10 protein-coding genes are annotated in these 9,361 nt (G+C 63.5%); 3 read left to right on the forward strand and 7 right to left on the reverse strand.

The features are described 5' to 3' along the window. From CAPSK01_RS04440 to CAPSK01_RS04470, 7 genes are all read right to left on the reverse strand, one after another. Positions 1–630: electron transport complex subunit E (locus CAPSK01_RS04440; RefSeq protein ID WP_034923254.1), on the reverse strand; the 630-nt coding region annotated here is incomplete at its 3' end. After that, positions 627–1,292 carry an electron transport complex subunit RsxG gene (rsxG, locus tag CAPSK01_RS04445; protein WP_034923116.1) on the reverse strand — a complete coding sequence of 222 codons (666 nt, stop codon included), beginning with the start codon at positions 1,290–1,292 and terminating at the stop codon, positions 627–629. The genes rsxG and CAPSK01_RS04440, both read right to left, overlap by 4 nt. Further along, positions 1,289–2,308 carry an RnfABCDGE type electron transport complex subunit D gene (locus CAPSK01_RS04450; RefSeq protein ID WP_034923118.1) on the reverse strand — a complete coding sequence of 340 codons (1,020 nt, stop codon included), beginning with the start codon at positions 2,306–2,308 and terminating at the stop codon, positions 1,289–1,291. The genes rsxG and CAPSK01_RS04450 overlap by 4 nt, the downstream gene beginning before the upstream one ends. Further along, on the reverse strand, positions 2,308–4,053 hold the full coding sequence (gene rsxC / locus CAPSK01_RS04455) for an electron transport complex subunit RsxC (protein ID WP_034923256.1): 1,746 nt from the start codon (positions 4,051–4,053) through the stop codon (positions 2,308–2,310). Before rsxC ends, CAPSK01_RS04450 begins: the two co-directional genes overlap by 1 nt. A gap of 10 nt (positions 4,054–4,063) precedes the next feature. Further along, the gene (gene rsxB, locus CAPSK01_RS04460; protein WP_034923120.1) at positions 4,064–4,606 is read right to left on the reverse strand and encodes an electron transport complex subunit RsxB; all 543 of its coding nucleotides are present in this window, start codon (positions 4,604–4,606) and stop codon (positions 4,064–4,066) included. Continuing rightward, on the reverse strand, positions 4,603–5,187 hold the full coding sequence (gene rsxA, locus CAPSK01_RS04465) for an electron transport complex subunit RsxA (RefSeq protein ID WP_034923122.1): 585 nt from the start codon (positions 5,185–5,187) through the stop codon (positions 4,603–4,605). Before rsxA ends, rsxB begins: the two co-directional genes overlap by 4 nt. Positions 5,188–5,375: 188 nt before the next feature. Beyond that, positions 5,376–6,425 carry a quinone-dependent dihydroorotate dehydrogenase gene (locus tag CAPSK01_RS04470; protein WP_034923124.1) on the reverse strand — a complete coding sequence of 350 codons (1,050 nt, stop codon included), beginning with the start codon at positions 6,423–6,425 and terminating at the stop codon, positions 5,376–5,378. Between the two features lie 402 nt (positions 6,426–6,827). Here CAPSK01_RS04470 and CAPSK01_RS04475 point away from each other — a divergent pair, with 402 nt between their 5' ends. The 3 genes from CAPSK01_RS04475 to CAPSK01_RS04485 are packed head-to-tail and all read left to right on the forward strand — an operon-like array spanning position 6,828 to position 8,994. Beyond that, a complete protein-coding gene (locus tag CAPSK01_RS04475; protein WP_034923126.1) occupies positions 6,828–7,652 on the forward strand; it encodes a substrate-binding domain-containing protein in 825 nt (274 codons plus the stop codon). 5 nt (positions 7,653–7,657) lie between these two features. Continuing rightward, positions 7,658–8,350, forward strand: coding sequence for an ABC transporter permease (locus CAPSK01_RS04480; protein WP_034923258.1), 693 nt, complete (start codon positions 7,658–7,660; stop codon positions 8,348–8,350). Then, complete coding sequence (locus CAPSK01_RS04485) at positions 8,347–8,994, forward strand: ABC transporter ATP-binding protein (protein WP_034923128.1); 648 nt, start codon at positions 8,347–8,349, stop codon at positions 8,992–8,994. The genes CAPSK01_RS04480 and CAPSK01_RS04485 overlap by 4 nt, the downstream gene beginning before the upstream one ends. The last annotated feature ends 367 nt before the right edge of the window (positions 8,995–9,361 follow it).

The raw sequence follows: 9,361 nt of genomic DNA on the forward strand, positions 1-9,361 counted from the left end.
GCGGGCCTCGACCCAGTTTTTCCAGGCAATCAGACAGCCAAGCAGGATGAAGGCGCCGGGCGGCAGCAACGCCAGCAGGAAACCGGGATAGTCGGCCGGCAGCAACTGCAGGGGCTGCAGCGCCGGAAAAACCATCTCGATCCCGGCCAGCAGCGTGCCACCGCCGATCAACTCGCGCAGTCCACCGAGCAGGGCCAGCGTCCACAGCATGCCGATGCCCATGCAGACGCCGTCGAATGCCGCATGCAGCGGCGGGTTCTTGTTGGCGAAGGCTTCGACACGCGCCAGCACGATGCAGTTGGTGACGATCAGGGGAATGAAGATGCCAAGAACCAGGTACAACTCATGCAGTTGGGCGTTGAACAGCAGATCGACCACGGTCACCAGCGCTGCGACGATCAGAATGAAGACCGGGATGCGAATCTCGTGCGGGATCAGGTTGCGCAGCGATGCCACGGCAACGTTGGCGATGGCCATGACGATGATCGTCGCCAGCGACAGCATCACGCCGTTGACCAGATTGGTGGTCACGGCGAGCAGCGGACAGAGGCCCAGGATCTGCACCAGGCTGGTATTCTGGTGCCAGACGCCGTTGGCGCCGATCTGGCGGAATTCCTCACGACTGATCATTTCCCTCCTCCTGTGGCAAAGAGTTGCCGGCGATTCTCGGCAACGTAGTGTAAGGCCTTGTGCACCGCCTTGATCACGGCGCGCGGCGTGATCGTTGCCCCGACAACCGAGTCGAAACGTCCGCTGTCCTTTTTGACCCGCCACTCGCGGTCGGCGACCGTCGCCAACGAGAGGCCGTCGAACTGCCGGATCCACGGACGCTCCTTGTTCCTGTCCTTCCTTGGGTCGATGTAGTCGCCCAGGCCCGGCGTCTCCTTGTGTTGTGTCACGCGGACGCCGAGCAGCGTGCCGTCGGCGGTGACGGCGATCAACAGACGGATCTTTCCGGAATAGCCATCGGGAGCCACCGCTTCGAAGACCAGCGCGCTGGCCTGACCAGCCCGACGTGCCAGGTAGGCAGTCGACGCCTCGTCGGCACCCAGTGCCGGGTTGGGCGGCAGTTGTAAACGGTCGCTCAGCAAGTCGTTATCGTAGAGTTCGCGCGGCAGCACCTCGCTGATCAGCTTCATTTTTTCCTCGGCGGCGGCGGCCTCGATCGCCGGCCGGGTCCACAGGAAAACGGCTGCCAGCAGGCTGGTGAACACCACCACGAAGATCAGCAGGATGACCGCCGTGCGCATCGCCATCCCGGTCGCACTGGGTGTCCTGGGCAACGGCTTCATCGTTCGTTCTTCATCCCGAAGATCGGTGGCTGGGTGTACATGTCGATCAGCGGCACGCAGAGATTCATCAGCAGCACCGCGAAAGCGATGCCGTCAGGATAGCCGCCAAAAACGCGGATGAGGTAGGCCAGCACACCGGCGGCAAAGCCGAAGATCAGTTTGCCCCGGCTGGTTGTCGACCCGGAAACCGGATCGGTGACAATGAAGAAGGCACCCAGCATGGTGCCGCCGGAAAACAGGTGGAAGAGCGGATTGGCGAACTGTTGCGGGCTCCAGACCCAGAGCGCAGCGGCGAGCATGAACAGGCTGCCGAGGAAACCGAGCGGTGCCTGCCAGCCGATGATCTTCTTCTGCCACAGCCACAGACCGCCGACGAGATAGCCGACAGAGACCCATTCCCAGCCACGCCCGGCGAAGTTTCCGAAAACCTCCTGGGTCGCCAGAAGGGTCGGCACGTCGACCGCGCCCTCGCCGAGTTTCAGGGCCGTCTTGAGCGCGTCAAGCGGAGTCGCTCCACTCATCACGTCGACGCGTGGGATGAGGCCGGCAATCAGCCTGAGCTGCTCCGCCAGGTTCAGTTTGAGGCCGAGTGCCGGCCACTGCGACATCAGGGCCGGAAACGAAACGATGCACACGGCGAAGGCGGTCATCGCCGGATTGAAAGGATTCTGACCGAGTCCGCCGTAGAGATGCTTGGCGACGACGATCGCGAACAGCGTGCCGCCGACGATCAACCACCACGGCGCCAGCGGCGGGAAGGCCAGAGCAATCAGCCAGGCGGTGACGACCGCACTGCCGTCGCTCAGGAACAGGCCCTGCGGCTTGCCGCGCAGCCAGAGCATCAGCGCTTCTCCGGCCAGCGCAGCGACCGTGGCCATCAACAACTGCAAGACGATGCTCGCGCCGAGTAGCCAGATGTAAGCGGCAATGCCCGGCAACAGGCCGATCAGCACCTGCAGCATCACCCGCCGCACGCTGCCTTGCCCGAGCACATAAGGGGGGGTCGAGAACAACATCATTCTGCTGCCCGCTGCGGTCGGTTCACTTCGTCCGGCGACGACTCTGCCTGCAGGTTGGCGCGGCGCGCCTCGATGGCGGCGATTTCGCGCTGCTGCTGGAAGGTGAGTTGTTCGGTATTTCTGGGCTGTACGGCAGCGCGCTGGGCGCGGGCACGTTCCATCGCCGCGACGATGGTCGCTTTCTTCAGCGCATCGGCATCGATCGGAGGGGAGGCAATGGCCGGCTCGCTGGCCACGGCACTGGCAACGCCCGATTCCGCGACCGCGACCGGCGGGCTCGCCGCGGCGCTGGCCGGCTTGCGTTCGCTGCTCCTGGCAGCGGCGGCCCTGGCCAGGCGTTCGGCCTTCTCGGCCTGTTCCCGTTCGGCACGTGCATTGCGCAATTCGAAGCGCGCCTTGGCAGCTTCAGCGGCCTGCTTTTCGCGCTCGCGCGACCAGATTTCACTCTTGGCAAAACGAAAGTACTGCACCAGCGGAATGTGCGACGGGCAAACGTAGCTGCAGCAGCCACATTCGATACAGTCGAAGAGGTGATACTCCTGCGTCTTGCCGAAGTTCCTGGCGCGCGCGAACCAGTACAACTCGAATGGTTGCAATTCGTGCGGGCAGACTTCGGCACAGGCGCCGCAACGGATGCACGGCATCTCGGGTGGACTCGGCGGGAACAGCGTCGGCGAACCGGCGATGACACAGTTGGTGGCCTTGATCACCGGCGCAGCGAGGTCCGGGATCTCGAAGCCCATCATCGGCCCACCCATCAGGTATTTGTTGGTGTCGGCTTTTGGCTGGCCGAGCGCAACCAGATCGCGTAGCGGCGTCCCGAGCCGCACTTCCCAGTTGCGTGGCTGCAGGACGTTGCCGGTCAGCGTGACGATGCGCGAGATCACGGGCTCGCCGTAGGCCAGCGCCCGATACGCGGTATAGGCGGTGGCGACGTTGAAACACTGCACGCCGAGATCGGTCGAGCGCTTGCTGGCCGGGACTTCCTTGCCGGTCAGGACGCGGATCAACTGCTTGGCACCGCCGGCCGGGTAGCGGGTGGGAACGGCGACCACCTCATGATCCTCGCCCAGCCGCTGCACCGCTGCCTGCATTGCCGCGACGGCTTCCGGCTTGTTGTCCTCGATGCCGATCAGCACTCGCCTGGCCGCCAGCAGCTCACGAAAGATCGCGCTTCCGCGCACGATTTCCTCGGCGCGCTCGCGCATCAGCAGGTCGTCGCAGGTCATGAAAGGCTCGCACTCGGCCCCGTTGATGACCAGTTGTTCGACGGCGACGGAGCTGGCCGCAGTGAGCTTGGCGTGGCTCGGAAAGACGGCGCCTCCGAGGCCGACGACGCCGGCATCGCGTAGCGCTTCGCGTACGCGCTCGGGCGCCAGGCTCCGGTAATCGAGCGGCGTGCGCGTGATCCATTCGTCACGACCATCCGGCGCAATGACCACGGTCAGCGTCGGCAGACCCGAAGGGTGCGCAGCCACATGCTTCTCGATCGCCAGAACGGTGCCGGAAGTCGGTGCATGCACGGCCGCCGACATCCAGCCGTCGGCCCCACCGATCAATTGCCCTTTCAGTATCTGCTCGCCGGCCTCGACGAGCGGGTTCGGCGAACCGCCGATGCTCTGGTGCAACGGCACGTACAGGCGCGCCGGCAGCGGTGCCTGGCCGATCGGTTGCTGCACCGACGGGGCCTTGTTGGTCTGCGGTTTGACACCGCCCTTGAAACCGAACAGGTGTTGGAGCATTGCCGGCAACTCAGGCGGCGCGCTTGATTTCGATCACCGGGTATTTCCACTTCCAGTTATCGAGATTCTCGGTGATCGGCTGCATGTGGATGCACTCGACCGGGCAGGGTTTGATGCACAACTCGCAACCGGTACACAGCGGTTCGATGATGGTATGCATCTGTTTGGCGGCGCCGACGATGGCGTCCACCGGGCAGGCCTGGATACACAGGGTACAGCCGATACAGGTCGTTTCGTCGATGATCGCCACCTGTTTCGGCTTCTCCTCGACCTCCAGCGGCTTGACTTCGCGGCCGAGCAGGTCGGCGAGCTTGCGCACACCGTCCATGCCGCCCGGCGGGCACAGGTTGATGTCGGCCTCACCGGCTGAAATCGCCGCCGCGTAAGGTTTGCACCCCGGATAACCGCATTGGCCGCACTGCGTCTGTGGCAGGATCGCTTCGATTTTCTCGACCAGCGGATCGCCTTCGACCTTGAATTTGATCGACGCGTAGCCAAGCGCGGCACCGAGCACGAGGGCACCGAGCGCCATGATCACCAGTGTGCTGATCATTGATACTTGTCCAGTCCGGCAAAGCCCATGAAGGCCAGGCTCATCAGGCCGGCGGTCACCATGGCAATCGCCGTTCCCCGAAAATGGGTGGGCACATCGGCCCCTTCGACGCGTTCGCGGATACCCGCAAAGAGCACCAGAACCAGTGAGAAACCGATGGCGCAACCGGCACCAAAAAGCAGGGACTCGACAAAGTCATGCTTGTTGGCAACGTTCAGCAAGGGCACGCCGAGTACCGCACAGTTGGTCGTGATCAGCGGCAGGTAAATGCCGAGCACCTGGTGCAGCAAGGGGCTGGTCTTCTGGATCACCATCTCGGTGAGCTGCACGATGGCGGCGATGGTGAAGATGAAGGAAAGGGTCCGCAGATATTCGAGCCCGAACGGCATCAACAGGTAGTGATCGATGACGTAGCTGGCACCGGTCGCCACAGTGAGCACGAAAGTGGTCGCCGCGCCCATGCCGAACGCCGTCTCCAGCTTCTTGGAAACCCCCGTGAACGGGCACAGCCCGAGGATTTTCACCAGCACGACGTTGTTCACGAGGACGGCACCGACAATGATGAACAGGTAGTGGGTCATGTTCCGCTTACCCTGAAAGTGGCGCTGGCGACTGACGAATCTCCCCATCGCCGGCGAGCGGGAGATGGGCAAGGTTGGTGGAAAAGTTCATGGCTTTCATGATCCGGGGTGTCCGAGCAGCCACGACTGTTGGGCAGGAAACGACGGGGTCCGGGGCGCCGCGATTATCCCCCGGCAAGTGTGTCCATTCAACCACGTTGCCAACCATGGCGCTGCCCGGCGATCGCCGCGGCCGCCTCGCCAACCAGCCCAGGGCCGCGGTAGATGAAGCCCGTATAGAACTGCACCAGGCTGGCACCGGCGGCGATCTTCTCGGCCGCGTCGGCACCACACAGGATGCCGCCGACGCCGATGATCGGCACCTCACCGGCCAGGGCGAGCGACAGTTTTTTCACCACCGCGGTGGACATCGCCCGCAGCGGCGCACCGGACAGACCGCCCGCCTGTTCGGCATTCGCCAGGCCGGTGACAGCAGCTCGCGAGAGCGTGGTGTTGGTGGCGATGACGCCCTCCATCCGGTGTTGGCGCAGCAGGTCGGCAATCGCCTGGATCTGCGAATCTTCGAGGTCCGGAGCAATTTTCAGGGCCAGCGGCACATACCGGCCATGGCGATCGGCGAGCCGCGACTGGGCGCCTTTCAGCCGACCGAGCAGCGTGTCGAGCGCAGTGTCCTGCTGCAGTTCGCGCAGGTTCTTGGTGTTCGGACTCGAAATGTTGACCGTCACATAACTGGCGGCGCCATAGACGCGCTCAAGACAGCTCAGGTAATCGTCGGCGGCGTTCTCGATCGGGGTATCGAAGTTCTTGCCGATATTGATTCCGAGAATTCCGCCGGTACGAGCGAAGCGGGAACGGGCGACATTGGCCAGCAGCTTCTCGACGCCATCGTTGTTGAAACCCATGCGATTGATGAGCGCCTGCCGCTCCGGAATGCGGAACAGGCGTGGCTTCGGATTGCCGGGCTGCGCACGCGGGGTCACTGTACCGATCTCGATGAAGCCGAAACCGAGGGCGGCCAGAGCGTCGATATGCTCGCCGTTCTTGTCGAGACCCGCCGCCAGGCCGACCGGGTTGGGAAAAACAAGCCCCATCACCTGCTGCGGGTCCGGCGGCACCGCAGCAGCAAGCAGACAGCGCGCACCCGTGGCATTGAGGAAATCGACGCCGCTCATCCCGACAAGGTGTGCGATTTCGGGGTCGAGAGCGAAGAAAAAACGACGTAACAGAGGATAGAACATGCCGGCATTTTACCGCATCGCAGCATGCCGCGCGTGCCCGGGAATGGCGGTCCCCTGGCGAAATACCGTCCGGACTCGCCGGGGTGTCCGTTTCCAGGCGCCGGGCGGCCAGCGAAGCCCAGCGACAAGCGTCGGTACATCCCGAGAAGGGCGGATTGCCGGTGTACCGATGAGATCACGGTTCATGCCATACTTGCGCTTGCCGATGACGATCTGCCGACATTGCGCTGCCCGCATACCCCGTGGCGGCGGCCGCAACGACCAGGATGCGAACCCCCTTGCTGCTGATGATCGCTCTCCCTGGGCAACAGGGGGGCACTGCGAAAAAACCACGTACCGCATACCGTTCAGCCCCCCACAGGGTCTGTGCGACTATCGATGAATTCCTACAGGAGATCAGGCATGGCCCGCGCATTCTTCGGCTGTTGTCACTTGGCAACAGCCATTGTTCTCCTGCTTGGTTTCTTCTCCACCCACCTCGCAGCCCGCGACCTGCGTCTGGCAACGACCACCAGCACCGACAACTCCGGTCTGCTGCGCGCCATCCTGCCGCAATTCGAGTTGCAGCATGGGGTCAGGGTGCAGGTCATCTCGGTCGGAACCGGCAAGGCGCTCAAGCTGGCCGAGAATGGTGACGTCGATATCGTGCTGGTGCATGATCGCCAGGCCGAAGAGGCTTTCGTCGCGGCCGGGTACGGAGTCAATCGACGCGATGTGATGTACAACGATTTCGTCATCGTCGGTCCCGGCAGCGACCCGGCCGCACTACGCGGTGGCAGGGAGGTACTCGAGGCCTTTCGCCAGATCGCCGCCAGGCAGGCGCGTTTCGTTTCCCGCGGTGACGATTCGGGAACCGAGCGGATGGAAAGAAGTTATTGGCAACAGCTCGGCATTGCCACCAAGGGAGCGCCGTGGTACGTCTCGGCCGGGCTCGGAATGGGCGAGGTGCTGACCATGGCTGGCGAGATGCAGGCCTACACGCTGACCGACCGGGCCACCTTCGCCAGTTACAAGACCCGCACCGGCCTCGCGATCCTCGTCCAGGGTGACCCGCGCATGTTCAATCCGTATGGCGTCATTGCCGTCAATCCGAAAAGGTACCCGGAGATCCATTTTGCCGGTGCCATGGCGCTGATCGAGTGGCTGAGCAGTGCCGCCGGGCGCTCGGCGATCGCTGCCTTCCGGCAGAACGGCGAGCAGCTGTTCTTCGTCACACCGGCGAGGTAAGCGCTCTGGGACTTCTCGATGCCAGCGAAGCGGCGCTGCGCCTGCTGTTTTCCGGCGATCCCGAGCTGTGGCTGATCGTCGGCGTTTCGCTGTCGGTGACGCTGCGCGCGATGCTGATCGCCATGCCCCTGGGAATTGGCATCGGCTACCTGCTGGCAACGCTGGAGTTCCCAGGGCGGCGACTGCTGATCGTCGTGACGCAGGGACTGCTGGCGTCGCCGACGGTGGTTGTCGGTCTGATCCTGTACCTGCTGCTTTCGCGCCAGGGGGTCCTGGGGCAGCTCCAACTGCTGTTCACCCAGACTGCGATGGTCATTGGCCAGATACTGATCGCCCTGCCGGTGCTGATCGCCTTCTCGCTCGCGGCGATCCAGGGCGCCGATCCGCGCGCCCGCGAGACCGCCGTCGCGCTCGGCGCGTCGGCTCCGCGCATCGCCTGGACGATGCTCGTCGAAGTGCGCTTTGCGCTGATGGCAGCGGTCTGCAGCGCTTTTGGCCGGGTCGTCTCGGAGATCGGTTGCTCGCTGATGGTAGGCGGCAACATCGCCGGCGTGACGCGCAACATCCCGACGGCGATTGCACTCGAAACCAGCAAGGGCGAGTTCGCGCAGGGCATTGCCCTGGGCATCGTCCTCCTGGTCGTTGCCCTGGGAATCAATTCGGCTTTCGCCTTCTTTCAGGGAGAGTCACGCCGATGAGCCTGCTCGGGGTGTCCACGCTGACCAAATCGTTCGCGGCACGACGCCTGTTCTCGATCGATGAGCTGACGCTACTGGCTGGCGAGAGCTACGTCCTGACCGGAGAAAACGGCAGCGGCAAGTCCACCCTGCTGCGTATCCTGGCCGGCATCGAAGCACCAGACAGCGGGTTCGGACACTACCAGGAACGGCGCTTCGACTGGCGACCCTATCCCGATTGGCTGCGCCGGCAGGTGATCTACGTGCATCAGCAACCCTACCTTTTTCATACCAGTGTCGCCGACAATATTGCTTATGGGCTGCGTGCCAGAGGCATCGAAGCGAACGAACGGCAACGGCTGGTCGCGGCAGCGATTGCCTGGGCACGCCTGACGCATCTTCTGGCAATACCGCCGCAGAAGCTGTCCGGGGGAGAAAGGCAGCGCGTGGCCATGGCACGTGCCTGGGTACTGAAGCCGAAAATACTGCTGCTCGACGAACCGACGGCCAATCTCGATGCCGAATCGCGGCGGCAAACCATCGACCTGCTGCGCGGCTTCTGTACGGCCCGGACCACGGCGGTGATCGCCTGCCATGATCGCGACGTCATCGAACTGCCCGACATGCGTCGGCTGGACCTGATGGGCGGTCGGTTGCACCTCTGAAGCCAAAGCGTTGCCAGGCGTTGAAGGCTGTTTGCACCAATTCGGCGTCAGCAGGTTCGACCTGCGTCAGCGCGGCAGTCCGTCCGCTCCAAGCCCGAGGATCTCGGCTTCGGGGGGCTCATCGAGCACAGCAGGCAAGCCGTGCGCGTGGCAATCGCACGGATGCGGATCCGCCCCAAATTTCGGCGTTAAATTCCTCGCATTATCCGAATGTCCTGTGCCAAGTAGCGCCCGAACTTACACGAAATGCGAAATCTTCGCTGTGCTCGTACGGAATGTAGGCTAACACAGGAATAAAAAGCAAAAAGCCCGACGTGTTGGGTCGGGCTAACTGCTTGTTTTGGTTGGTGGCCAAGCGCGGAATCGA

Source organism: Candidatus Accumulibacter vicinus, assembly GCF_000584955.1.
In the GTDB taxonomy this organism is placed as follows: domain Bacteria; phylum Pseudomonadota; class Gammaproteobacteria; order Burkholderiales; family Rhodocyclaceae; genus Accumulibacter; species Accumulibacter vicinus.